This window comes from Nonomuraea aurantiaca (assembly GCF_020215705.1).
In the GTDB taxonomy this organism is placed as follows: domain Bacteria; phylum Actinomycetota; class Actinomycetes; order Streptosporangiales; family Streptosporangiaceae; genus Nonomuraea; species Nonomuraea aurantiaca.
In genome coordinates, this window is the sequence record NZ_JAIWNB010000028.1 from 75731 (window position 1) to 100139 (window position 24409).

Genomic DNA, 24409 nt, shown 5'->3' on the forward strand with positions numbered 1-24409 from the left:
CGAGCTGGAGTACGACGCACGCCCGCAATGGTACGGGCTCAGTGCCGTATCGCGACCGCCTGGCGGGATCCTCTGGGCCTCGGGATCCGCAGGTTCACCGTCTTGCCGGGCAGGAGTGTCAGCAGGTCAAGGGCGCGCATGGTGAGGGCTGTGTGGCGTTCCCCGGTGGCCGTGAAGATCGCGTCGGCATCGGGGCGCAGGCGGTCGTCAACCGCCACGGCCACGCCCTCGGGCAGCAGCAACGGGCTGACGAGCCCGGCCGCGTAGTCGGTGACGGAATTGACCAGAAAGTCGGGGGCGGGGCGTACCTCCCGCACGCCGAGCGCGCCGCAGACGGCCCCGGCCTGCGGTGGGTCCGAGACTGCGGAGACGACGGCGACGACGACCTCGCGGCCGATTCTCGTGGCGACCTCGAACACCGTGACCGCCACGCACCGCTCGGGCGCGGCGGAGACCGCGTCGGGCAACTCGTCCACGCAAGTCATGGGGCGCGGAAGGCGTACGATCTCATGATGGACCTGGTGTGCGAGGAGCCAGCGGTGGATCGCGAGGGCGTCCTTCATAGAAGACCTCCTGGCCTGGTTCCATGGCCCCCGACGGTCCCCTGACCGACGGTAACCCCGACTGGATATTGCTCGGGGGATATGTTCCGGAATCAAAGGACCTACCCAGCTTGTCCGACTCAAATCTGACCGAAAGCCAGCAGCGGGCCATGACCGACCTGTTCCGCAAGATCGCTCCGGTGGCCGACGAGCTCGGCCGGTTGTTCGCCGCGCATGGGCACGAGCTGGCCCTTGTCGGTGGCCCGGTGCGCGACATCCTGCTCGGCCGTGTGGGCAACGATCTCGACCTGACCACCGATGCCCGGCCCGAACGGGTCCTGGAAATGGTCCGTGATTGGGCTGATTCGGTCTGGACGATCGGCATCGACTTCGGCACGGTCGGCGTGCGGAAGGGCGGCTCGTTGCTGGAGATCACCACCTACCGCAGCGAGTCGTACGACCCCAAGTCCCGCAAGCCGGAGGTCATGTACGGCGAGACGCTGGAGGCCGACCTGGAGCGGCGCGACTTCGCGGTCAACGCGATGGCCGTGCGGCTGCCGGGCCACGCGTTCGTCGACCCCTACGGCGGCCTGACCGACCTGTCGGCCAAGCTGCTGCGCACGCCGGGCACGCCCGAGCAGTCCTTCGACGACGACCCGCTGCGCATGCTGCGCGCCGCCAGGTTCGCCTCCCAGCTCGGCTTCACGGTCGACGCCAAGGCGCTCGCGGCGATGACCGACATGGCGGAGCGCATCGAGATCGTCTCGGCCGAGCGCATCCGTGACGAGCTCGACAAGCTGGTCTGCGGCACCTACCCGCGCGAGGGTCTGCGCCTGCTGGTCGAGACCGGGCTGGCCGCGCACGTGCTGCCCGAGCTGCCCAAGCTGCGCCTGGAGATCGACGAGCACCACCGGCACAAGGACGTCTATGAGCACACGCTGACCGTCCTCGACCAGGCCATCGCCCAGGAGGACGACGGCAAGCCCGACCGGATCCTGCGCTGGGCCGCGCTGCTGCACGACATCGGCAAGCCCAAGACCCGGCGGCACGAGGCGGGCGGGCGGGTCTCCTTCCATCACCACGAGGTGGTGGGGGCGCAGATGGCCAAGAAGCGCATGACCGAGCTCAAGTTCCCCAAGGATGTGGTGGCCGACGTGTCGCAGCTGGTCGAGCTGCACCTGCGCTTCCACGGTTACGGCACGGGGGAGTGGACCGACAGCGCGGTGCGCCGCTACGTGCGCGACGCCGGTCACCTGCTCGACCGGCTCCACAAGCTGACCAGGGCCGACTGCACGACGCGCAACAAGCGCAAGGCGACGGCGCTGTCGCGTACGTACGACCAGCTAGAGGAGCGCATCGCCCGGCTGGCCGACGAGGAGGAGCTGGCCAAGATCCGGCCGGAGCTCGACGGCAACGAGATCCAGCGGATCCTCGGCGTGGGTCCCGGTCCGATCGTCGGGCGGGCGTACAAATTCCTGCTGGAGCTCCGCCTGGACAAGGGGATGGTCGGCAAGGAGACCGCCACCGAGGCGCTGCTGGAGTGGGCGCGGGAGAGCGGTGCGGCACCCGCCGGCGACACGGCGCCGGCCTGATATCAGCGGGAGGCAGTGGCGCGGGGCGTCGGGATGATCATCCGGTAGATCAGGGCGCCCGCCAGGTAGCCGGCTGTCACGATCACCACGGCCGTGTAGGACTTGCCGTTGGCGGGCAGGATCGCCGCGGACAGGGCGGCCGCCAGCACGTACATGCCGTTGAAGAGCATGTCGTAGATCGAGAAGGCGCGGCCCAGGTAGGCGTCCTCCACGTCGCGCTGGACCGTGACGTCGGCGCAGATCTTGACGCTCTGCCCGGCGATGCCGAGCACGAACCCGGCGATCGGCAGGCTCCACGGCTGGAACGGCACGACCAGCACCGCAGTGAGCACGCCGGCGATGACCAGCGCGATCGGCACCCACCGCTCGATCGTGAACCGCGCGGTGGCCCACGGAGTGACGATCACCGCGAGGAAGAAGCCGACGCCCGAGGTGGCCACGACCAGGCTGAGCCCACGCAGCGCCACCTCGGAGTCGCCGCCGGAGAAGTAGTAGCGGTAGAGGATGATGCCGAGCGCGGTCGCCATGCCGTACATGAAGCGGTGTGTCGCCATCGCGCCCATCGTGGCGGCGGCCGTGCGGTGGCCCACCAGGTGCTTGGCGCCGTCGGCGAGGCCGATGAGCACGTTGCGTACGGCCTCGCGGGCCTGCGGCCGCTCAGGGTCGAAGGAGGGGCCGAGCAGCGAGCGCTCCATCGTGCGGGCGATCAGCGCGCTCATTCCGGCGACCACGCCCGAGACGGCCAGCAGCAGCGCCACGCCGAAGTCGCCGCTGCCGAACAGCTCACGCAGCAGGAACCCCACCCCGGCGCCGAGGAAGGTGAAAACCGTGCCCGAGGTGGGCGTGACCGCGTTGGCGGCCATCAGCCGGTCCGCAGGCACCACGTGCGGCAGCGACGCGCCGAGAGCGGCCAGGAAGAACCGGTTGGCCGCGAGCACGCCGAGCGCGGCCGCGTAGAAGACCGTGTCGGGCACGTCGGCGGCGACCAGCGCCGCCGCCACGACCAGCAGCGCGCCGCGCACGAGCGGCGCGACGACGAGGATCTGCCGCCTCGACCAGCGGTCGATGAAGACGCCGACGAACGGGCCGAGGATGCTGTACGGCAGCAGCAGCACGGCCAGCCCCGCGGCCACCTGCAGGGCCGTGGTCTGCGTCTCCGGGCTGAAGAAGGCGAACCCGACCACGGCGAACTGGAAGACCCCGTCGGAGAACTGGGAGACCAGCCGGGTGGCGAACAGCCGTCGGAAGTCCCTGCCCTTCAGGACCACGCGAAGATCGGCGACGAATGACACGCAGTCAGCCTACTTCCGGCCGATTCACAGGTTGGTACAGCAGGCAGTCTTTCGTCGCCAGAGGCCAACATGATCACGTACGCTTCGTAGCGTGACGAAGGAAGAACACGTGGTGTTGGTCGACGGCGACGGCAACGCGATCGGCACCGCTCCCAAGACCACGGTGCACGGCCAGGAAACCCCGCGCCACCTGGCGTTCTCCAGCTATGTCTTCGACGAGGACAGCCGCGTCCTGCTCACCAGGCGCGCCGCGCGCAAACTGACCTGGCCGGGCGTGTGGACCAACAGCTGCTGCGGCCACCCGCTCCCCGGCGAGCCGCTGGACCACGCGGTCATCCGCAGGCTGTCCTACGAGCTCGGCCTGACGGTCGAGCGGGCGGATCTCATGCTGCCGGCGTTCACCTACCGCGCGGTCATGCCCAACGGCATCGTCGAACACGAGCTCTGCCCCGTCTACCGCGTGACGGTCGCCGCCGCCGCCGCCGTCCCGAACCCGGACGAGGTCGACGAGATCCGGTGGATGCCCTGGAAGGAGTTCGCGGACGGCGTCATGAGCACCCTGCTGGCGATCAGCCCATGGTGCCGCGAACAGGTCCCCATGCTGAACGAGCTGGGCACCAACCCGCTGGACTGGCGCCCGGCCCCGCCGGAGGAGCTGCCTCCGGCGGCCCGAAGCGCCGCCCGTAACGGTCTGCTCGAGAAGTAACGGTTTGCTCGAGAAGTGAGGCGCCGCGCGGAGCGCACGGCGCCGGACCACGGAGCTATCTGTCCACTTCGCCGCGGATGAACTTCTCCACGTAGTCACGCGCGTCGTCGTCCGAGTACTGGACCGGCGGCGACTTCATGAAGTAGGAGGACGCGCTCAGGATCGGCCCCGCGATCCCCCGGTCGAGGGCGATCTTGGCGGCCCGCACCGCGTCGATGATGATCCCCGCCGAGTTGGGCGAGTCCCACACCTCCAGCTTGTACTCCAGGTTGAGCGGCGTGTCGCCGAACGAGCGGCCCTCCAGTCGTACGAAGGCCAGCTTGCGGTCGTCGAGCCACGGCACGTGGTCCGACGGGCCGATGTGCACGTCGGCCTTGGCCATCTCGTGCGGGATCTGCGAGGTGACCGACTGCGTCTTGGAGATCTTCTTCGACTGGAGACGCTTGCGCTCCAGCATGTTCATGAAGTCCATGTTGCCGCCGACGTTGAGCTGGTACGTGCGCAGCAGCTCGACCCCGCGGTCCTCGAACAGCTTGGCCAGCACGCGGTGTGTGATGGTGGCGCCCACCTGCGACTTGATGTCGTCGCCGACGATCGGCACACCGGCCTGGGTGAACTTCTCCGCCCATTCCGGGTCGGAGGCGATGAACACCGGCAGTGCGTTGACGAACGCCACCTTGGCGTCCAGCGCGCACTGGGCGTAGAAGCGGTCGGCCTCCTCGGAGCCCACGGGCAGGTAGGACACCAGGACGTCCACCTGGCTCTCGCGGAGCACCTGGACGACGTCGACCGGCGACTCGTCGGACTCTTCGATGATCTCGCGGTAGTACTCGCCAAGGCCGTCGAAGGTATGACCGCGCTGGACGATCACCCCGGTGGGCGGCACGTCCATGATCTTGATCGTGTTGTTCTCGCTGGCGCCGATCGCCTCGGACAGGTCGCGGCCGACCTTCTTGGCGTCGACGTCGAACGCGGCGACGAACTCGACGTCGCCCACGTGATAGTCGCCGAACTTCACGTGCATCAGGCCCGGCACCCGTATGGCCGGGTCGGCGTCCTTGTAATAGTGAACGCCCTGGACCAGTGACGCCGCGCAGTTGCCAACACCGACAATGGCCACGCGAACCGAACCCATCGCACTCGCTCCCTTACTCATCAGTTGATCTCTCGGGCTTCTCCTCAGAGGAGCCCCGTCTCTCTGTCGCGATCAGCTCGTTCAGCCACCGCACCTCGCGTTCGACCGATTCGAGCCCGTGACGTTGCAGTTCGAGCGTGTAGCTGTCGAGGCGCTCCCTGGTGCGAGCCAGGGCGGTGCGCACGCTGTCGAGGCGTTCCTCCAGGCGGCTGCGGCGGCCTTCGAGGATCCGCAGTCTCACCTCCGCCTCCGTGTGCCTGAAGAAGGCGAAGTGGACGCCGAAACTCTCGTCCTCCCACGCGGACGGCCCGGCCTGCGTCAGCAGGTCCTGGAGCCGTTCCTTGCCCTCCGCGGTCAGCTTGTAGACGATCTTCGACCGGCCTCCGACGATCGCGGCGGGCGCCGGCTGCTCCTCCACGATGAGCCCCTGTTCCAACAGTGAGCGCAGACAGGGGTAGAGCGACCCGTAGGAGAAGGCGCGGAACATGCCCAGCAAGGCATTGAGCCGTTTGCGCAGCTCATAGCCGTGTAGCGGCGTCTCGTGCAGCGACCCGAGCACGGCCAGCTCCAGCACTCTGCCCTGTCCGCTGGCCACTGGAACCGCCCCCTCTCGCGTCGATGTATCGAGCCGATACATCCCGATGATACGTCGCGCCGCTATATCGCCGCAATTAACGACTTTGCCAAGGCGTTGGGATGATTCGGCAAAACGCCGTAGTCTGGCGCTCATGTGGTCACAGAGAAGGGTGGTGGACTACGGCCTTGCCAAGAGGGCGGTGGCCGGCTCCCAGCGCTCCAGGCGTACGTCGCCTGGGGATATCTGTGACGCACAGCCGTACCTCCTTCGCGCGGCGCGCCATTTCGGCGAACCGACCGAACACCTCTGCCCGGTGTGCGCGAGGGAGAACGTCACCAACATGACCTACGTCTCCGGGGATTCCCCGGGACGCCATGCCGGTGAGGCAAAGGTCGCGTCGGAACTCGCCGATATGGCCCATGATTACGATGAGTTCCGGGTGTACGTCGTCGAGGTCTGCCAAGGTTGTTCCTGGAACCACCTGACGGTGTCGTTCGTCCTCGGCAACGGACCGCCGGACCGCGTCGGGCGACCGTAGAAGACCGAGGACGGCGAAGGAGCCCCACGCCCATCCGCCGTGCTATCCGACGACGTTGTGAGGACGTGTGAGTAACAGCAGCAATGAGGGGACGGCTCGGCCGGGAAGGCGCCGTCGCTCCAACTCATCCCGTTCTGTGCCCCAAGACAATTCGCCGCAAACCGGCGAAGCGGGCTGGGGGGCGGCACAGCCTCAGCGTCGGCCGGAAGCCGCGTACGAGCAGACCGGCGCGATGGCCGCCCAGCCATACCCGGGCCCCCAGCAACCGGGCATGCCGCAGCCGGGTCCCCATCAGCCGGGTCCCCAGCAGCCAGGTCCGGGCGGCCCCGGCCCCCGCCAGCCGGGACGGCGCGAGGCCGCGCCGCGCGAGCCGGGGCGGCGCCAGAGCGGCCGTGAAGGTTCGCGTTCGCGCGGCGAGGGCGAACCCGCGCCCCGCGCCCGCAGCAACCAGGAGACCATGATCAGCGACGCGCCCAGGCGGGCGCGCGGGCGAGGCTCCGGCGGACCTCAAGGACCGGGTGGCCCTGGTGGCCCCGAGGGTCCTGAGCGGCCCAAGGACGAGCGGCCGAAGTGGCGCCGCTTCATCCCCAGCTGGAAGATCGTCATGGCCTCGATGACGGTTCTCGCGGCCGGCATCTTCGGCATGATCGCGGTGGCCTACGCCAACACTCCGGTGCCCGACGAGAACGACACGCAGGCGGGGGCGACCGCACAGGGCAGCGGCGTCTACTACTCAGACGGCAAGACGCTCATCGCCAAGCTCGGGACGCCCCGGAAGATCATCCCGTATGAGCAGATGTCCGAGAAGCTCAGGGACGCCACGGTGGCCATCGAGAACGACACGTTCTACGAGGACTCCGGCATCTCCATCTCCGGTATGGCCCGCTCGCTGTGGATGACCGCGACGGGTCAGCAGTTGCAGGGCGCCTCGACGATCACCCAGCAGATGGCCCGCGGTTATTACGGCGGCCTCAGCTCGGAAGTCTCGATCAAGCGTAAGGTCAGCGAGATCTTCATCGCGGTCAAGCTCAACCAGACGAAGCCCAAAGAAGAGATCCTGAAGACCTACCTCAACACCGTCAACTTCGGCCGGGCCTACGGCGTCGAGGCGGCAGCCCAGGCGTATTTCGGCCCGAAGAAGCATGCCTCGAACCTCACCCTGTCGGAGGCGGCCTACCTGGCCGCGCACATCCAGACGCCGAGCTGGGGCTCCGAGGACCCCGCGCTCAAATTCCGCTGGAAGACCGTCCTGGACTACATGGCCAAGCAGTGGCCGGACAAATACGCCGCGGAAGCGAAGACGGCGGAGTGGCCCAAGATCAGGAAGGCCAACACCGACGACGCCATGGCGGGCATCAACGGCTACATGATCGAGGCGGTGAAGCGGGAGCTCCAAGGGCGCGGCATCACCGAGGACGTCATCGAGAGCAGCGGCTTCAAGATCATCACCACCTTCGACAAGAAGCTCATGCAGGCCGCCCAGACCGCGGTGCGCGGCGCGACGGGGGGCATGTCGAAGGAGTTCCACACGAGTCTCGCCGCCGTGGACCCCAAGTACGGCCGTGTGGTGGCCTTCTACGGGGGCACCGACTATCTCAAGGACCCGTGGAACGAGCCCTTCGACTCCGCGAAGCAGGCCGCCTCCGCGTTCAAGCCCTACGTCCTGGCCGCCTGGTTGAAGGCCGGGAAATCGCTCAGCAGCTACGTGCCGGGCAGCGTGACGGTGCCGAAGGAACTGCCTGGGCAGCAGCCCGGCGGATTCAGGAACAGCCACAACGTGGGTGCCTCGATCGACGTGGTCAAGGCGACCGCGCAGTCCGTCAACACCGCCTACGTGTCGATGGCGTACGCGCTGCCCGACAAGATCAAGGACGTCAAGAACCTCGTCGAGGCGGCCGGGTTCAGCGAGAGGCGCATGGAGCAGGACGTCAAGGACCACGGCTACGGGTTCGCCATCGGCAGCGCACCGGTGACCGCCGTGGAGCAGGCGGCCGGATACTCGATCTTCGCCAACGGTGGCAAGTACACCAAATATCACGTGGTGAAGGAGATCAGGCTGAACGGGCAGGTGGCCTACCCCGAGCAGCGGTCCGTCAAGAACGTGATCAGCCCCGAGGCCGCCGCCGACGCGACGGTCGCCATGCAGGAGGTGCTGCGGAGCGGCACCGCGGCGGGCAAGGGCCTGGGCAACCGCCCGGCGGCGGGCAAGACCGGCACGAACAACGAGGAGAAGGAAGCCTGGTTCGTCGGTTACACCCCGCAGCTCTCGACGGCGGTAGGGATGTACCGCGAGCGGTGCCTGACGAAGACCGGCAAGGTCGTCCAGCCCATCAATTCAAACTGTCCCACCACCCCGAGGGGCAAGCCGCACAAGAAGTACAACCTCAACAACCCTTACACCACGGCGAAGGAGATCTCGCTGGAATTCGAGGGTGCGGACACGCCCACCACGATCTGGCGCGCCTTCATGACCGCCGCACTCCAGAACAAGCCGGTCGAGCAGTTCCCCACCAGGGCCGACATCGGGCAGCCTGAGAACATCGTGCCGAGCCCGACGCCCACGCCGAAGGCCACTGAGGACCCGTCGCTCGACGACCCCAACGCCAACTGCGGCGTCGTCCCGCCGTGCACCGGCGACGACCCTGACCAGATCATCACGGTCGACCCCAACGACAACGGCGAGCAGCAGGACGACGGCGGCGGTTTCGACGGGCGGGGCCGCCAGAGCCAGGGGTCCAACCCGGTCATCGTTCCCGGACCGATGCCGAGCAGACGCGAGGACTGGTGAACTCGAGCACCGAGGTCCGCCCACCGCTCATGAACCGGGCCGTGCCGTACCTTCCCCTGGGGCTGTTCGCGGCCCTGGGGGCCACGCTCGCCTACATCGTGCGGCTGCCCTGCCGCACGGGCGGGTGGAACGACCAGGTCTCGACGTACACGAACTTCTGCTACACCGACATCTACCCGCTCTACTTCGACCGGCAGCTGGCGACGCAGAACCCCTACTTCGCCGACGTGCCGTTCGACAAGCATGTCGAATATCCGGTGGTCCTCGGCGAGGTCATGCAGGTGATCAGCTGGATCGCCCGCTGGCTGGAGCGCGACGTGGCCGCCCAGGCGGTCAGGTTCTACGACATCACCGTCATCCTGCTCGGCGTCTGCCTGGTGGCCGGCGTGCTGCTCATGGCGGCGGTGGCGGGACCGACCAGGCGGTGGGACGCGCTTTGGTACGCGCTCGCCCCTTCGATCGTCCTGGCCGCCTACATCAACTGGGACCTGGTCGCGGGCGCGCTGTCGATGGGCATGCTGCTGGCCTGGGCCCGGCAGCGGCAGGTGCTGGCGGGCGTGCTGCTCGGCCTGGCGATCGCGACCAAGTTCTACCCGATCATGTTCGTCGGCGCGCTCCTGCTGCTCACCATGCGCACCGCGCGATGGCGGCCGTTCCTCGTCACGATGGGCGCGACCGCCGGGTCGTGGCTGGTGGTCAACGTGCCGTTCATGGTGCTGGCCTGGGACGGCTGGCGCAGGTTCTACGTCTTCTCCGAGGAACGCGGCGTCGACTGGGGCTCGCCCTGGCTGTTCTTCCAGAACAAGGGCTGGCCGATCCTGGGTGACACCGACGTCAGCCGCCTGGGCATGGTCTCGCTGGGCCTGCTGTGCCTGGGCATCGCGGCCCTCACGCTGATGGCGCCGCGCCGGCCGCGGCTGGCGCAGATCTGCTTCCTCGCGCTGGCCGCGTTCATGATGACGAACAAGGTGTGGTCGCCGCAGTTCGTCCTGTGGCTGGTGCCCTTCGCGGTGCTGGCCAGGCCCAACTGGAAGCCGATCGCGCTCTGGCAGGTCGCCGAGATCTGGTACTTCTGCGCGATCTGGCTCTACCTGCTCTCCCAGTCTCCGGTCAGCCGTCCCGACCTGGGCATCGGCGACAACACCTACTTCACCGCCGTCTGGGGGCGGGTCCTCACGATCGCCATCATGATGGCCTTCGTGGTACGTGACATCCTGCGTCCCGACAAAGACGTCATCCGGCAGACCGGCATCGACGACCAGGCCGGCGGGGTCTTCGACGGCGCGCCGGACCGGTTCACCCTGCGCCCGGCCTAGCCATGATCACCCGCTCGGCCGACCGCGACGCGACGCTCCTCTGGTTCGCCTCGCGGGGCGGGCTGCTGGTGGCGACGCTGCTCGGCGTCGCGCTGCACGACTACGTGGGCACGTGGCGGAAATGGGACGCCGGGCTGTTCATCACGATCGCCGAGCACGGCTACGACGGCGATCCCGGCCGGCCGCCGGACGCCGGGCTTCCCGCGTTCTTCCCCGGCCTGCCGCTGGCGATGCGGGTGATACACCTCGTGGTGCCGGACTGGACGGCCTGCGGGCTGATCGTCTCGCTGGTCGCCGGTCTGGTGGCGGTGGTGGCGCTGGCCAGGCTGACGGAATGGGAGGGCGGCTCGGGGTGGGCCGCGGTGGCTGGGCTGCTGCTGTTCCCGATGGCCGTCTTCCTGGTCGCCGGCTACAGCGAGGCGTTGTTCCTGGCGTTCGCGATCCCCGCCTGGCTGGCCGCCCGCCAGGGCCGCTGGCCGCTCGCCGCCGCCCTGGCCGCGGGCGCCTCCTGCGTACGGATCACCGGGTTGTTCCTGTCGGTCGCGCTGATCGTGGAGTTCCTCACCAGCAGGCAGCCCCTACGACGGGCGCCGTGGCTGCTGGTGCCCTTCCTGCCGCTGGTGGCGTACTCGTTCTTCCACTACAGCCGTTCGGGAGACTGGCTCGCCTGGAAGCACGCCCAGGAGGCCGGGTGGGGACGGCAGATGGTGTGGCCGTGGCAGGCGTGGAGCACCACGTGGCAGTCCGCCATGGGCGCGGGCGACTTCGCGGTCGCCTTCCGCATGGAGCTGGCCGGTGCGGTGGTGGCCGTGGCCGCGCTCGTCTGGCTGCTGGTCATGCGCCGGTGGAGCGAGCTGGTCTACACGGGGTTACAGGCGGGGGCGCTCATGACCTCGGCGTACTACCTGTCGATCCCGCGCTCGCTGCTGCTGTGGTTCCCGCTGTGGGTGGCGTTCGGCCGGCTGGTGAGCAGGTATCCCTGGGTGCTGGTGGTGTACGCCCTGGTGTCGGGGCCGCTCATGCTGCTCGACGTGGTCCGCTTTCTGAGCGGCGCCTGGGCAGGATGATCTCCATACCCACTTTCGAGACTCGGTAATCCAGGGAAGTTATCCACAGGCTGTGTGTATTCGCTAGAGGTTCTTCCTCAGGAACGCGATGTCGTCGGCCTGGCCCTCGCCGGGCGTCTCCACCACGATGGGCGCGGCGGCCGCGCGGCAGACCGCCAGGATGAGCTCGGGGTCGATCTTGCCGTTGCCCAGGTTGGCGTGCCGGTCGGCACCGGAGTCGAACTCGTCGCGCGAGTCGTTGCAGTGCACCAGGTCGATGCGGCCGGTGATCGCCTTGACCCGGTCGACCAGGTCGAGCAGCTCCTCCCCGCCCGCGTGCGCGTGGCAGGTGTCGAGGCAGAAGCCCACGTCGAAGCCGTCGAGCGCGTCCCAGAGCCGGGCGATGCGGTCGAGCCTGCGGGCTATCGCGTTGTCGCCGCCCGCGGTGTTCTCGATCAGCACCGGGATCGGGCACTCCATGCGCTCGAACACCTTGCGCCAGTTGTCGAACCCGATCTGCGGGTCCTCGTTCTTGTTCAGGTGACCGCCGTGCACGATCAGGCCCTTGGCGCCGAGCCCGGCCGCCGCCTCCAGGTGCTGGGCGAGCAGCTTGCGACTGGGAATCCTGATGCGGTTGTTGGTGGTGGCCACGTTGATCAGATAGGGCGCGTGGATGTAGATATCGACGCCCTCGACCGGCTCGGCCGGCAGCACGGGCTTCTTGTAGCCCTGTGGATCGCCCAGGAAGAACTGCACCACCTCGGCCCCGATCGCGGCGGCGTGGGCGGCTGGGTCGTCCTGACCTACGTGAGCTCCGATGCGCACCATGTCACGAGCTTATCCGTTTGGAGCAGAGGGCTCAGGGAAGTCGCCAGACACCCCCTACGCGAGGAGAACGATATGACGCGCTGGCGCTGGCGCTCACTGATCTTCTTAATTTGGGTACTTATCGGCATCTATGTCGCCTGGGTCTACCACTACATCACGCCGGGGATCCTCCGGAACATCGCCGAGGCGCTCCTCGCGGTCTTCCTCTGGTTCCTGGTGCTGCTCGGCGTTGATCTGCATATCGGCAAATAACCTGAGACGAACGGTCCCGGCCAGGCCGGGACCGTTTCGCGTGCCATGAGCGGCTTACGGCAGGAACCCGCCGTGCGCGATGCCGAGAGCGACGCCGACGAACGACGCCACCAGGCCGATGATGTTCAGCGAGCGCTGGGGCGTGGTCACCGAGACGTACTGGGAGTAAAGCCCCATCCCAAATCCAAGCGTGCCGAACCACGCGGAGATCGGGTGGGCGGCGACGAAGAACGTCGCGGCAAAGGCCACCAGCCCGCACACGAGCGTGGCGACGGACAGGACGTTCTCGATCGGGTGCGGCTCCCCGTCGCTGTTGAGCGTGAGTCTGAACCGCTGGCTCTCCGGTGGATGAAGGATGTGCGGCACTAATGTCACCCCCATGGGTTTCCTACAGGTCCTTCCCATCCGCGAGCGGCTGGTAACCTGGTCAAGCTGCGTTGTGATGGGTGATCCATCAGCCTGAGACACCGAAAGGGGTGTCCGGGTCCTGACGTCAGCGTCCTCCTGTCACGGCAGAGTGTCGTGACCGCAAAAGTCCAGAGGAGGTTGGAGTCCCGCATGCGTCGTTACGAAGTAATGGTCATTCTGGACCCTTCGCTCGATGAGCGCACTGTGGCGCCGTCCCTCGACCAGTTCCTCACCGTGGTCCGCAATGACGGCGGCACTGTGGAGAAGGTCGACGTCTGGGGCCGTCGCCGTCTTGCCTACGACATCGACAAGAAGTCTGAAGGCATCTACGCCGTCATCGACCTGTCCGCGGAGCCCGCGACGGTCAAGGAGCTCGACCGGCAGATGAACCTCAACGAGGGCATCCTGCGCACCAAGGTTCTCCGCCCCGACGTGCACTAAGCAGCCGTTGCCCGGCTTTTTGTCGGGCGGCAGCCGTACTCTGAGCCGTAACCAAAGCGAAGGCGTGCAGGAAGGCGAGCGCAAGCCATGGCAGCAGGCGACACCGTAATCACCATCGTCGGCAATCTTGTAGACGACCCGGAGCTGCGCTTCACCCCCACGGGTCAAGCCGTGGCTCGATTCCGCATCGCGTCCACTCCGCGGTTCATGGACCGTCAGACCAACGAGTGGAAAGACGGCGAAAGCCTCTTTCTGACCTGCAACGTGTGGCGACAGGCGGCGGAGAACGCCGCCGAGAGCCTCCAGCGTGGCATGCGGGTCATCGTGCAGGGGCGGCTCAAGCAGCGGTCTTACGAGACCAAGGAAGGCGAGAAGCGCACGGTCTACGAAGTCGAGGTCGACGAGGTCGGCCCGTCTCTGCGTAACGCCACGGCCAAGGTCAACCGCACCACCCGTCAGGGTGGCGGCGGTGGCGGCGGCTTCGGTGGCGGCCCGGCCGACGACCCGTGGGCCTCCGCGTCGCCCGCTCCGCCCCAGGGCGGCGGCGGTTTCGGCGGCGGCGGTGGCGGTGGCGGCTTCCAGGGCGGCGGTCAGCAGGGCGGCGGCTCCGGCGGTTTCGGCGGCGGCGGCAACGACTTCAGCGACGAACCGCCTTTCTAATTCCAGTTCACCAGCCCGAGTCCATTCCCGCTTGACGGCGGGGCTCTGAAAGGAGCACCACGATGGCAAAGCCGGCACTGCGCAAGCCCAAGAAGAAGGTTTGCCTGTTCTGCCACGACAAGATCTCCTACGTCGACTACAAGGACACGGCTCTGCTGCGGAAGTTCATCTCCGACCGCGGCAAGATCCGGGCCCGCCGGGTGACGGGCAACTGCACCCAGCACCAGCGTGACGTGGCGACCGCGATCAAGAACGCCCGTGAGGTGGCTCTGCTGCCTTACACGAGCACCGCGCGCTAAGGGAGGACTGTCGATATGAAGCTCATCCTCACCAACGAGGTCTCCGGCCTCGGCACCCCTGGCGACATCGTCGAGGTCAAGGACGGCTACGGCCGTAACTTCCTCATCCCGCGCGGCTACGCCATGCGCTGGACGCGTGGCGCCGAGAAGCAGATCGAGTCCATCAAGAAGGCTCGTGACGCTCGCGAGATCCGCGACCTGGGCACGGCCAAGGAGGTCGCCGGCCAGCTCGGCGCCCTTCGCGTCCGCCTGGTCACCCGCGCGGGCGACTCCGGCCGCCTGTTCGGGTCGATCACCACGGGTGACGTCGCCGAGGCCGTCAAGGCCGCCGGCGGTCCCATCCTCGACCGCCGCCGCATCGAGATCGTCAACCCGATCAAGAGCGTCGGCTCGCACAAGGTCAGCGTCAAGCTGCACCCCGAGGTCTCGGCGTCGGTCGACGTCGAGGTCGTCGCCGGCTGACGACTTTCAGCCCCGGCCGCTGCCCCCTCTCGCTTCCGAGAGGGGGCAGCGCTGTCTCTATGGCCGTATGGGTGCAGGTGGGGGACATAGTGCACGGTAGGGCAGCGTAGGATTTGCTCGTTCTTCCCGCGCCCCTTCCCTGGAGGCCCCCAGCCATGGCCCGACCCTCGACGCTGCTGACCCTTGGCGTGCTCGCGGCGGCGGCCGTCGCCTGCGCCCCCGCCGACACTCCGCCGAGCGGCGCCACGCTCAGTCCCACGGCGTCCACCGCGTGCACCAAGGACCAGCTCAAGCTGGTCAACGCCGGCAAACTGACGATCGCCACCGACAAGCCCGCCTTCGAGCCGTGGTTCAAGGACGACGACCCGAGCAACGGCCAGGGCTTCGAGAGCGCGGTCGCGTTCGCCGTCGCGGGCGAGCTCGGCTTCGACCGCTCCGAGGTGCAGTGGAGCACGGTCAAGTTCGAGTCGGCCTTCGCTCCGGGCGCCAAGCAGTTCGACTTCGACATCAACGAGGTCTCGATCACCCCAGACCGGGCCAAGGCGGTCGACTTCAGCCACGGCTACTACACGGCCAAGCAGGCCATCGTGGCCATGGGCGACGGCAAGTTCGCCGCCGCGAAGAGCTTGGCCGAGCTCAAGGACGCCAAGATAGGCGTACAGGTCGGCACGACCTCCCTCAACGCGGTCAAAGAGGTCATCAAGCCCGGTGCCGAGCCCAACGTCTACACGGACCAGATCGACGCCGTCAACGCGCTGAAGAACAACCAGGTCGACGCGATCGTCGTGGACCTGCCCACGGCCTTCTACGTGACGGCCGCGCAGGTCGAGAAGTCGAAGATCGTCGGCCAGTTCAGCTCGACCGGCGGCACGCCCGAGGAGTTCGGCCTGGTCATGGAGAAGGGCAGCGCGCTCAAGCCGTGCGTCGACAAGGCCGTCGACGCGCTGAAGTCCAAGGGCGAGCTGACCAAGATCGAGCAGCAGTGGCTCAGCGCGGCCGCGGGCGCGCCCGAGCTGAAGTGAGTGAGCTTCAAGTGACTGAGAGCGCCGCAGGCTGGGTCAAGAGCGAGCGGCAGCTCGAACGCGAGCGGGTCCGCAGGTCGCGGGCCCGGCGCTCGGCCTCCATCGCCGGCACTTCGACGGTCGTCTTCCTCGTCCTGGTCGTGGTGGGGGTCGCCAACTCGCCCGGCTGGCCGCGGGTGCGGGAGTCGTTCTTCAACCCGGAGTGGTTCGTCAAGGCGCTGCCGGACGTCCTGAGCGGGTTCCTGCTCAACATCAAGATCTTCCTGATCGCGGAGCCGCTGATCCTGGTCGTCGGGGTGCTGGTGGCCCTGGCCCGCACTGTCACGGCGCCCGCCTTCTTCCCGGTCCGGGCGCTGGCCACGCTCTACACCGACATCTTCCGTGGTGTGCCGACGCTCCTGGTCATCTACCTGGTCGGCTACGGGTTGCCCGCGCTCAGGCTGCAGGGGATTCCGACGGATCTGGCCACGCTCGGCATCATCGCCCTGACGCTCTCGTACGGCGCGTACGTGGCCGAGGTGTTCCGGGCGGGCATCGAGTCGGTCCATCCGAGCCAGGTGGCGGCCGCCCGCTCGCTCGGCCTGAGCCACGTCAAGGCGATGCGGTTCGTCGTGCTCCCGCAGGCCACTCGCCGGGTCGTCCCGCCGCTGCTCAACGACTTCATCTCCCTGCAGAAGGACACGGCGCTGGTGGCCACCCTCGGGCTGCTGGAGGCGCTGAGGCAGGCGCAGATCATCGCGACCAGCAAGTTCAACTACACGTCTTACCTGGTGGCGTCGCTGCTGTTCATCCTGCTCACGATCCCGATGGCCCGCTTCACCGACCACCTGGCCGCGCGTACGCGAAGGAGGCGGGGATGAGCCTGCTGACCATCGACGGGGTGTGGAAGAACTTCCGCGGCCACAGCGTCCTGCGCGGCATCGATCTGGAGGTACGCACGCACGAGGTAGTCAGCCTGATCGGCGCGTCAGGGTCGGGCAAGTCCACGCTGCTGCGCTGCGTCAACCTGCTGGAGACCATCGACGACGGCGCGATCCACCTCGACGGGCAGGAGATCACCGACCCCCGGGCGGACGTCGACGACGTACGCAGGCGGCTGGGCATCGTGTTCCAGGCGTTCAACCTGTTCCCGCACATGACGGTCCTCGACAACATCACACTCGCGCCCCGGCAGGTGCACGGGGTGGCCAAGGCCGAGGCGGAGGAGCAGGCGGGGGAGCTGCTGGCCAGGTTCGGGCTGGCGGACAAGGCCCGTTCCTATCCCGACCAGCTCTCCGGCGGCCAGCAGCAGCGGGTGGCCATCGTCCGGGCGCTGGCCACCAAGCCACGGCTGATGCTGCTCGACGAGGTCACCTCGGCGCTCGACCCGGTGCTGGTGGTGGAGGTGCTCCAGGTCATCAGGGAGCTCAAGGACTCGGGCATGACGATGATCCTGGCGACGCACGAGATGGGCTTCTGCCGCGACATCTCCGACACGGTGTGCTTTTTGGACGGCGGGGTCATGCTGGAGATGGGCCCACCGGAGAAGATCTTCACCGACCCGGAGCACGCCCGTACAAGGGACTTCCTACGGGCTGTGCTGGACTCCGGGCGGCTCTAGCGCGGCATCCGCAAACGCTCGCCGGGAATCCCTTCTCCATCCGCCCCCCGAAGGGGATATCCCTCCCAAGGGACACCAGCCACCACGGACCGTCACAGGGATCGAGACGGTCGTGACGAACCACCCAGGCAGGGCTCTCAACGCCGGTGGCGCCCCCTGGCGTGGTTCAGGGGAGGCAACTCCGGCTGGGCCAGCAGGCTGTGGCGCCGACCGTACACAAGATAGACGAGCAACCCGAAAGTCATCCACAGGGCGAACCACGCCCAGGTGAGCACTTGCAGGTTCACCATCAGCCAGAGCGTCGCCACCAGGGACAGCGCGGGCAGCAGCGGCGAGAGCGGGACCCGGAAGCCGCGATCGAGGTGCGGCATCCGGCGCCGCATGACGATCACGCCCGCCGCGACGAACATGAACGCGAACAGCGTCCCGATCACCACCAGCTGCTGCAGCGTGAGCACCGGCACCAACTCGGCCAGGAGAATCGCGATCACCCCGATGAGCAGCGTCACCCGCGTGGGCGTGTGATATCTGCGGCTGATCGTGGCCAGGCGACGCGGCATCAGGCCGTCGCGGGCGATCGAGAACAGTACCCGCGTCTGCCCCACGATCAGCACCAGGATGACCGTGGTCAGCCCGAGGACCGCGCCGATGTCGATGACGTGCGCCATCCAGTCGACACCCACCACGCGGAACGCGCTGGACAGCGGCGAGTCGGGGGAGATGCCGGTGTAGGGGATCATGCCGACCATGACCACGGCCACCGCGAGGTAGATGACCGTGGCGATCACCAGGCTGCGGATCATGCCCTTGGGGATGGCCCTGGAGGCGTTCACGGTCTCCTCGGCGGCGGTGGCGACGACGTCGAAGCCGATGTACGCGAACGCGATGGCCGACGCCGCCGCGAACACACCGAACCAGCCGAACGCGTGGCTCTGCCCCACGATGATGTCGAGCACGGTCGCCGCCGGGGTGGTCAGGGGCTTCGGCTCGGTGTAGAGATCGCCGAAGTTGGCCACCTTGACGTACCGCGCCCCGACGACGATGACCGCTCCGATGGCCACCAGCTTGGCCGCCACCATCACCCACAGCGCCCGCAGCCCGACCCGCGCGTTGAGCGCCACGACGCTCGTCAGCACTACCAGGATGAACAGGACGAACACGTCCTCGACCACGTTCGGATACGGCAGGCGCACCCCGAACCCGGTGATCGCCCGGACCGTGATCAGCGCCCAGGCCCTGGCCACCACGGCCACGGCCAGCTCCAGCTCCAGGATCAGCGCCCAGCCGATGATCCACGCCCAGACCTCGCCGAAGATGACGTAGGTGAAGGTGTACGCGCTGCCCGACGTCGGCATCGTGGACGACAGCTCGGCGTAACACAGGCAGGCCAGCAGGCAGGCGATCCCGGCGATCATGAACGACAGGATCACTCCGGGGCCGGCCATGGTCGCGGCCTGCTGCCCGGCGATGCTGAAGATGCCCGCGCCGATCATCACGCCGAGCCCGAGCACGACGAGATCGGCGGGCCGGTAGAGCTCGGCGAGGCTGTGGCGCGCGCCCGTGCGTAATCCGGTCGCGGCGTCGGGCGGCAGCCGCCGGAGGATTGTCGACAAAGGCACACCCCGCTCAGGGAACTCGCCCACAGTGCCGCACCCCACGCGTAACAGCAAGCACGGGACGATTACGCCCCGGTCACCAGCCATGCCGTGCCGAGCGCCCGCTGTCCCAGCGTGATCAAACGTGCGATCATCCATGCCCCTAGCGCGCACCAGAGTGCGACGATGCCGAATCCCGAGGCGAGAAAGGCGCAGGGCAGGTACGCGAGCGTCGTCCACAGCGCCGCCCACGCGAGGTAGCGCTGGTCGCCCGCGCCGATCAGCACCCCGTCGAGGACGAACACCACGCCGCACACCGGCTGGAACAGCGCCACCGGCCAGAGCACGGCCAGCAGCTGCTCGGTCACCTGTGGATCGGCGTCGAACAGGCCGGGCAGCAGCGGCCGGGCCGCGACGACGAGCGCGCCGAGCACGAACCCCGACCAGAGGCCCCACCACACCATGCGCCGGGTCGCGGCCCTGGTGGCGGCCACGTCGCCGGCGCCGAGCGTACGGCCGGTGATGGCCTGGCCGGCGATGGCGATGGCGTCCAGGGCGAAGGCCAGCAGCGTCCAGACCTGGGTGGCGATGGCGTACGCGGCCAGCTGGGCCTGGCCCATCCTGGTGGCCACCACGGTCGCCACGACCAGCACGACGCGCAGGCAGACGGTCCTGATGAGCAGCGCGAAGCCGGCCGTACCCGCCTGCCTGACGCCCGCCGGGTGAGGCGTGAGCGGTATGCCGAGCCGCAGCGCGCCCCTGGCCACCACGACGAGGTAGACGGCCGCGCCCAGCGTCTGGGCCAGCACGGTGCCCCAGGCCGAGCCCGCGATGCCCCAGTGCAGGCCGAGTACGAACCACGCGTTCAGCCCCGCGTTGAGCGCGAACGAGCCCACCGCGACGGTCAGCGGCGTGACCGTGTCCTGCAAGCCGCGCAGCACGCCCGTCCCGGCCAGCACGACCAGCATGCCGGGCGCGCCGAGCAGCGAGATGCGCAGGTACGTCGTGGCCTGTCCGGCCTGCTCCGGTACCGCCCCGAACAGTCCGACGATCGACGGGGCGAGCGGCCAGCAGACCGCGATGAGGGCGGCGCCGATGGCCAGCGCGAGCCAGATGCCGTCCACGCCGCTGCGCATCGCCGTGGCGTGATTGCCCGCGCCGGTCTGGCGGGCCACCGACGCCGTCGTGCCGTACGCGAGGAAGACGCAGAGGTTGACCACCGTGGCCAGGATCGTGCCCGCGACACCCAGGGCGCCCAGGGCGGTGGTGCCCAGCCCGTGTCCCACGATGGCATAGTCGGCGAGCAGGAAGAGCGGCTCGGCGACCAGCGCGCCGAACGCGGGCACGGCCAGGCGTAGAATCTCCCGGCCCTGCAGCGTAATGGGCATTTACCCATTATGGCCATTACACGGCGTGTCGGGCCAACTTTCTTTCCTCCACAGCCGGTGGACAAAGTTTTCCCAGGTCAGATGGGGTGCTGTGGATTGTGGACAGAGTTATCCACAGCTCCGTCCACAGTTGTTTCACACCCTGAGCCGAATAGTGCACAGCTTGACCACAGGGTTGTCCACAGGCCGCGTTGCCGTCTCACCGCGAACCCGCGAAACTGTCAGACCGGTCGACTACAAGTGGGGGTGGTGCGACCGCCTGCAAGGTGTTGAGGGGGCGCGGTGAGCATTGACGAAGAGGGCGGCGGAGGCCCGGGTTTCGAACGTACGCCGCCGAGCAACATCGAGGCGGAGCAGTCGGTCCTGGGCGGCATGCTGCTGTCCAAGGACGCGATCGCCGACGTGGTGGAGCTCATCCGCTCCGACGACTTCTACCGGCCCGCCCATCAGATGATCTATGACGTCATCACCGACCTCTACGGCCGCGGCGAGCCCGCCGACGCGGTCACGGTCTTCGACGACCTGCAGAAGCGCGGCGAGATGGCCCGCGTCGGGGGTGCCGCCTACCTCCACACGCTGACGGCCGTCGTCCCCACCGCGGCCAACGCCGGCTACTACGCGAAGATCGTTCGTGAGCAGGCCATCCTCCGCCGCCTCATCGAGGCCGGCACGCGCATCGTCTCCTTCGGCTACGGCGGCCAGAACGAAGAGGTCGACGACCTGGTCGACCGCGCGCAGGCGGAGATCTACAAGGTCACCGAGCGACGCACGTCCGAGGACTACGCGCCGCTGGCCGACATCATGCCGGGCGCCCTCGACGAGCTGGAGGCCATCGGCAGCCGCGGCGGCCAGATGGTCGGCGTGCCGACCGGCTTCCAGGACCTCGACCAGCTCACCAACGGGCTGCACCCGGGCCAGATGATCGTCGTCGCCGCCCGCCCGGCCATCGGCAAGGCGCTGGCGCTCGACACGCCGCTGCCCACCCCGACGGGCTGGACGACCATGGGCGAGGTCGCGGTCGGCGAGCGGCTCCTCGGCGCCGACGGCAGGCCGACGCGGGTGGTCGCGGCCACCGAGGTCATGCACGGCAGGCCGTGTTACGAGGTGGAGTTCAGCGACGGCACGGTGATCGTCGCGGACGCCGGGCACCAGTGGCGGACGGCGCACGGCGTGCTGACCACGGAGGAGATCTTCAAGGCTGACGGAGGGGCGGCCCACGCGGTCGCGGTGTCGGCGCCGTTCGCTCTCGAGGAGCTCGAGCTTCCCGTGCCGCCGTACGAGCTCGGTGTCCGGCTCGGCGACCTCAGCAGCGCCGATCCGGACCAGCGCATCCCCTCGCCCTACCTGCGCGCATCGGAGGGACAGCGGCGCGACCTGTTGGCGGGCCTGCTCGCCTCGGACGGCTTCACCGGGGGATCCGTTGGGCAAAAGGGGCGGATCCTTTTCGGAGGAGCCGTGGCGAGTCGGCGGTTCGCCCATGACGTGCACGAGCTCGTCCTGAGTCTCGGCTACCACGCCACCACCGGGCGCGCCGACCAGGGATACTGGCTCGACTTCACCACACAGGCCCGCTCCATCGTGGACGTACGCCCTGTCCCCTCCCGGCCGGTCCGCTGCGTGGAGGTGGACAACGCCGACCACCTCTACCTGGCGGGCAGGACGTGCATCCCCACCCACAACAGCACCTTGGGGCTCGACTTCGCCCGCTCCGCGGCGATCAAGCATGGGATGACCACCGTCATCTTCTCGCTGGAAATGTCGCGCAACGAGATCACGATGCGTCTGTTGTCGGCCGAGGCACGGGTGGCGCTGCACGCCATGCGCTCGGGCATGATGGGCGACGACGACTGGACCAGGCTGGCCCGGCGAATGAGCGAGGTGGCCGAGGCACCGCTGTTCATCGACGACTCGCCCAACATGTCGATGATGGAGATCCGGGCCAAGTGCCGGCGCCTGAAGCAGCGCAACGACCTGCGGTTCGTGGTCATCGACTACCTCCAGCTGATGAGCTCGCCGAAGAAGACCGAGAGCCGCCAGAACGAGGTCTCGGAGATCTCCCGTGCGATCAAGCTGCTGGCCAAGGAGCTGGAGGTGCCGGTCATCGCGATCTCCCAGCTCAACCGAGGCCCCGAGCAGCGTACGGACAAGCGGCCCGCGGTCAGCGACCTGCGCGAATCCGGAAGTATTGAGCAGGATGCGGATATGGTCATTCTGCTCCATCGTGAGGATGCTTATGAGCGTGAGTCGCCTAGAGCGGGTGAGGCGGACCTTATAGTTGCTAAGCATCGAAATGGTCAAACTGCCACCGTCACTGTTGCCTTCCAGGGGCATTATTCACGCTTTGTTGACATGGCTGCCCACTAGCATTATTCGAAATGTAGGATCTGCGATCAATCCAGACTGGCTATACGAGCCGTACGTCACACGCCGCCGGACACTGGCCGATATCGCACGTGAGAAGGGCACCAGCACCGACTACATCACCCGCCGAGCCCATGACCTGGGCATCCCGCTTCGCCCAAGCGGTGGCGCCGGCACCCGCAAAGCCATGGACTCCAAGGCCGACTGCACGGGTGCTGTCTTTCCGCCGGACGCCGAAGAAGGGGTGCCAGTAACCACCGTGTCATAGGCCGCCAAACCTGGAAGATTCCGACGCGGGTGTTGTGCTTCAGCCGGCATGGTGCCGGTAACTGCCGGGCGGTGACCCGTACTGGCGTTTGAAGGCATGGGTGAAGGTGTACTGCGAGCTGTAGCCGACCTGTTGGGCGATCGTGTTGACGGGGGCGTCGGATTCAATCGTCTTGTGTCGGCGCCTTACTGTGCTGGTGGGCTGAGCAGCCGCGCAGCTCCCATCGTGAGGAGATGACATGAAGATCGCCGTTTATGGCGCGAGTGGATACCAGGGAAAGCTCGTGCTCACCGAACTGGCACGACGCGACATCGAGACGGTCCTGGCCGGACGTGATCTCGCGCGCCTGGAGGAGGCCGCCTCGGCGGTCGGTCTCCCCGACGCCGAACGATGTGTGGCCGGCACCAGCGACCATGAGGCGCTGGTGCGCGCGTTCCGCGGCTGCGACGGCGTCATCAACTGCGCCGGACCCTTCACCTCCTCAGGTGAAGCCGTGGTCCGCGCCGCGATCGCCGCCGGCTGTCACTACGTCGACACCTCAGGCGAGCAGCTCTACATCAAGAAAATCTTCGACACCTTCACCACGGAGGCGGAGAACGCCGGGCTCACCGTCGTACCCGCCGCCAACGACGGCTGCGTCCCGGTAGACCTCATGGCCCACATCCTGGCCGACCACCTTGAATCGGTCGAAGAGATCATCACCACCCACGTGATCGTCGGGGGCGGCGGCATGTCGCGCGGCTCGCTGCGCTCGCTGGTCGAAACGATCGACGCCATCAAGGCGGGAGGCGTGACCTACGACGACGGCGACTGGCGCTCCGGCATGCCCGCCCGCCGCACCGCGATCAGGCTGCCCGGACAGTCGGAGGCGACCCCGGTGATGGCCTTCCCTGTGCCGGAGGTGGTGACCATTCCCCGTCACATCCACGTCCGGCATGTCCAGGGCCTGACCGAGGCAGCGTTGGGCGACCGGCTGAACACCCCGCTCACACCGGAGATCATCGAAAGCCTGCCTGAAGGACCCGATGAGGACAGCCGCCGCACCCAGCACTTCACCTACGTGCTCGACGCCACCAGTACCGACGGCCGCCGCGCCCGCGGCATCGTCCAGGGCCCCGACACCTACGGCACGACCGCGGTGATCGCCGTCGAAAGCGCCCGCCGTCTCATCGCCGACCCCACCAAGCCGGGAGTACTCGCACCCGCCCAGGCCTACCACCCGAACGCCTTCCTCGACTTTCTCATCCCACATGGGATCCAGTGGATCATCGAGGACGCGCCGGCAACCTGACA

25 protein-coding genes are annotated in these 24409 nt (G+C 67.9%); 16 read left to right on the forward strand and 9 right to left on the reverse strand.

What is annotated here, in order from left to right; genetic code table 11:
• Window positions 1-38 precede the first annotated feature (38 nt).
• Window positions 39-563, reverse strand: coding sequence for an aminoacyl-tRNA deacylase (locus tag LDL49_RS44295; protein ID WP_225300933.1), 525 nt, complete (start codon window positions 561-563; stop codon window positions 39-41).
• A gap of 149 nt (window positions 564-712) precedes the next feature.
• Between LDL49_RS44295 and LDL49_RS44300 the strand changes: the two genes are divergently transcribed.
• Complete coding sequence (locus tag LDL49_RS44300; RefSeq protein WP_225300990.1) at window positions 713-2134, forward strand: CCA tRNA nucleotidyltransferase; 1422 nt, start codon at window positions 713-715, stop codon at window positions 2132-2134.
• 2 nt (window positions 2135-2136) lie between these two features.
• Here LDL49_RS44300 and LDL49_RS44305 read toward each other — a convergent pair whose 3' ends face one another.
• Window positions 2137-3426 carry an MFS transporter gene (locus LDL49_RS44305; RefSeq protein ID WP_225300934.1) on the reverse strand — a complete coding sequence of 430 codons (1290 nt, stop codon included), beginning with the start codon at window positions 3424-3426 and terminating at the stop codon, window positions 2137-2139.
• Between the two features lie 91 nt (window positions 3427-3517).
• Here LDL49_RS44305 and idi point away from each other — a divergent pair, with 91 nt between their 5' ends.
• Window positions 3518-4132: an isopentenyl-diphosphate Delta-isomerase gene (gene idi, locus LDL49_RS44310; protein ID WP_225300935.1), complete on the forward strand. Its 615-nt coding sequence runs from the start codon at window positions 3518-3520 to the stop codon at window positions 4130-4132.
• Window positions 4133-4187: 55 nt separating this feature from the next.
• Here idi and LDL49_RS44315 read toward each other — a convergent pair whose 3' ends face one another.
• On the reverse strand, window positions 4188-5267 hold the full coding sequence (locus tag LDL49_RS44315; protein ID WP_225300936.1) for an inositol-3-phosphate synthase: 1080 nt from the start codon (window positions 5265-5267) through the stop codon (window positions 4188-4190).
• A 13-nt stretch (window positions 5268-5280) separates the two neighbouring features.
• Window positions 5281-5862: a PadR family transcriptional regulator gene (locus LDL49_RS44320; RefSeq protein WP_225300937.1), complete on the reverse strand. Its 582-nt coding sequence runs from the start codon at window positions 5860-5862 to the stop codon at window positions 5281-5283.
• 133 nt (window positions 5863-5995) lie between these two features.
• Between LDL49_RS44320 and LDL49_RS44325 the strand changes: the two genes are divergently transcribed.
• From LDL49_RS44325 to LDL49_RS44340, 4 genes are all read left to right on the forward strand, one after another.
• Window positions 5996-6382 (forward strand): DUF5318 family protein, encoded by a 387-nt coding sequence (locus tag LDL49_RS44325; protein WP_225300938.1) that lies wholly within the window; start codon window positions 5996-5998, stop codon window positions 6380-6382.
• Window positions 6383-6653: 271 nt separating this feature from the next.
• Entirely contained in the window at window positions 6654-9170 is a 2517-nt protein-coding gene (locus LDL49_RS44330) for a transglycosylase domain-containing protein (protein WP_225300939.1), read from the forward strand.
• Window positions 9167-10486 (forward strand): glycosyltransferase family 87 protein, encoded by a 1320-nt coding sequence (locus LDL49_RS44335; RefSeq protein WP_225300940.1) that lies wholly within the window; start codon window positions 9167-9169, stop codon window positions 10484-10486. Before LDL49_RS44330 ends, LDL49_RS44335 begins: the two co-directional genes overlap by 4 nt.
• Before the next feature lie 2 nt (window positions 10487-10488).
• Window positions 10489-11553 (forward strand): mannosyltransferase family protein, encoded by a 1065-nt coding sequence (locus tag LDL49_RS44340; protein WP_225300941.1) that lies wholly within the window; start codon window positions 10489-10491, stop codon window positions 11551-11553.
• A 63-nt stretch (window positions 11554-11616) separates the two neighbouring features.
• On the opposite strand, the gene LDL49_RS44345 is transcribed toward LDL49_RS44340, so the two are convergent.
• On the reverse strand, window positions 11617-12360 hold the full coding sequence (locus tag LDL49_RS44345; protein WP_225300942.1) for a deoxyribonuclease IV: 744 nt from the start codon (window positions 12358-12360) through the stop codon (window positions 11617-11619).
• 72 nt (window positions 12361-12432) lie between these two features.
• On the opposite strand from LDL49_RS44345, the gene LDL49_RS44350 reads away from it, so the two are divergent.
• Complete coding sequence (locus tag LDL49_RS44350) at window positions 12433-12612, forward strand: hypothetical protein (RefSeq protein WP_225300943.1); 180 nt, start codon at window positions 12433-12435, stop codon at window positions 12610-12612.
• Between the two features lie 54 nt (window positions 12613-12666).
• Here LDL49_RS44350 and LDL49_RS44355 read toward each other — a convergent pair whose 3' ends face one another.
• Window positions 12667-12993 (reverse strand): hypothetical protein, encoded by a 327-nt coding sequence (locus tag LDL49_RS44355; RefSeq protein WP_225300944.1) that lies wholly within the window; start codon window positions 12991-12993, stop codon window positions 12667-12669.
• Between the two features lie 177 nt (window positions 12994-13170).
• Here LDL49_RS44355 and rpsF point away from each other — a divergent pair, with 177 nt between their 5' ends.
• From rpsF to LDL49_RS44390, 7 genes are all read left to right on the forward strand, one after another.
• Window positions 13171-13461, forward strand: a complete 291-nt coding sequence (rpsF, locus tag LDL49_RS44360) for a 30S ribosomal protein S6 (RefSeq protein ID WP_026214314.1) — start codon at window positions 13171-13173, stop codon at window positions 13459-13461.
• 87 nt (window positions 13462-13548) lie between these two features.
• Window positions 13549-14121: a single-stranded DNA-binding protein gene (locus LDL49_RS44365; protein WP_225300945.1), complete on the forward strand. Its 573-nt coding sequence runs from the start codon at window positions 13549-13551 to the stop codon at window positions 14119-14121.
• Window positions 14122-14183: 62 nt separating this feature from the next.
• Window positions 14184-14420 carry a 30S ribosomal protein S18 gene (gene rpsR / locus LDL49_RS44370; protein WP_020543048.1) on the forward strand — a complete coding sequence of 79 codons (237 nt, stop codon included), beginning with the start codon at window positions 14184-14186 and terminating at the stop codon, window positions 14418-14420.
• Window positions 14421-14435: 15 nt separating this feature from the next.
• Window positions 14436-14882 (forward strand): 50S ribosomal protein L9, encoded by a 447-nt coding sequence (gene rplI, locus LDL49_RS44375; protein ID WP_225300946.1) that lies wholly within the window; start codon window positions 14436-14438, stop codon window positions 14880-14882.
• Between the two features lie 155 nt (window positions 14883-15037).
• Window positions 15038-15904: an ABC transporter substrate-binding protein gene (locus LDL49_RS44380; RefSeq protein ID WP_225300947.1), complete on the forward strand. Its 867-nt coding sequence runs from the start codon at window positions 15038-15040 to the stop codon at window positions 15902-15904.
• A gap of 11 nt (window positions 15905-15915) precedes the next feature.
• Entirely contained in the window at window positions 15916-16764 is an 849-nt protein-coding gene (locus LDL49_RS44385) for an amino acid ABC transporter permease (RefSeq protein WP_225300948.1), read from the forward strand.
• Window positions 16761-17504 carry an amino acid ABC transporter ATP-binding protein gene (locus tag LDL49_RS44390; RefSeq protein WP_225300949.1) on the forward strand — a complete coding sequence of 248 codons (744 nt, stop codon included), beginning with the start codon at window positions 16761-16763 and terminating at the stop codon, window positions 17502-17504. The genes LDL49_RS44385 and LDL49_RS44390 overlap by 4 nt, the downstream gene beginning before the upstream one ends.
• A gap of 137 nt (window positions 17505-17641) precedes the next feature.
• On the opposite strand, the gene LDL49_RS44395 is transcribed toward LDL49_RS44390, so the two are convergent.
• Both LDL49_RS44395 and LDL49_RS44400 read right to left on the reverse strand, forming a co-directional pair.
• Window positions 17642-19117 (reverse strand): APC family permease, encoded by a 1476-nt coding sequence (locus LDL49_RS44395; RefSeq protein WP_263656298.1) that lies wholly within the window; start codon window positions 19115-19117, stop codon window positions 17642-17644.
• A gap of 68 nt (window positions 19118-19185) precedes the next feature.
• Window positions 19186-20487: an MATE family efflux transporter gene (locus tag LDL49_RS44400; protein WP_225300951.1), complete on the reverse strand. Its 1302-nt coding sequence runs from the start codon at window positions 20485-20487 to the stop codon at window positions 19186-19188.
• Between the two features lie 282 nt (window positions 20488-20769).
• Between LDL49_RS44400 and dnaB the strand changes: the two genes are divergently transcribed.
• A complete protein-coding gene (dnaB, locus tag LDL49_RS44405; protein WP_225300952.1) occupies window positions 20770-22851 on the forward strand; it encodes a replicative DNA helicase in 2082 nt (693 codons plus the stop codon).
• Window positions 22852-23155: 304 nt separating this feature from the next.
• On the opposite strand, the gene LDL49_RS44410 is transcribed toward dnaB, so the two are convergent.
• A complete protein-coding gene (locus LDL49_RS44410) occupies window positions 23156-23356 on the reverse strand; it encodes a helix-turn-helix domain-containing protein (protein ID WP_225300953.1) in 201 nt (66 codons plus the stop codon).
• Between LDL49_RS44410 and LDL49_RS44415 the strand changes: the two genes are divergently transcribed.
• Window positions 23355-24407, forward strand: coding sequence for a saccharopine dehydrogenase family protein (locus LDL49_RS44415; RefSeq protein ID WP_225300954.1), 1053 nt, complete (start codon window positions 23355-23357; stop codon window positions 24405-24407). The genes LDL49_RS44410 and LDL49_RS44415 overlap by 2 nt on opposite strands.
• Window positions 24408-24409 lie beyond the last annotated feature (2 nt).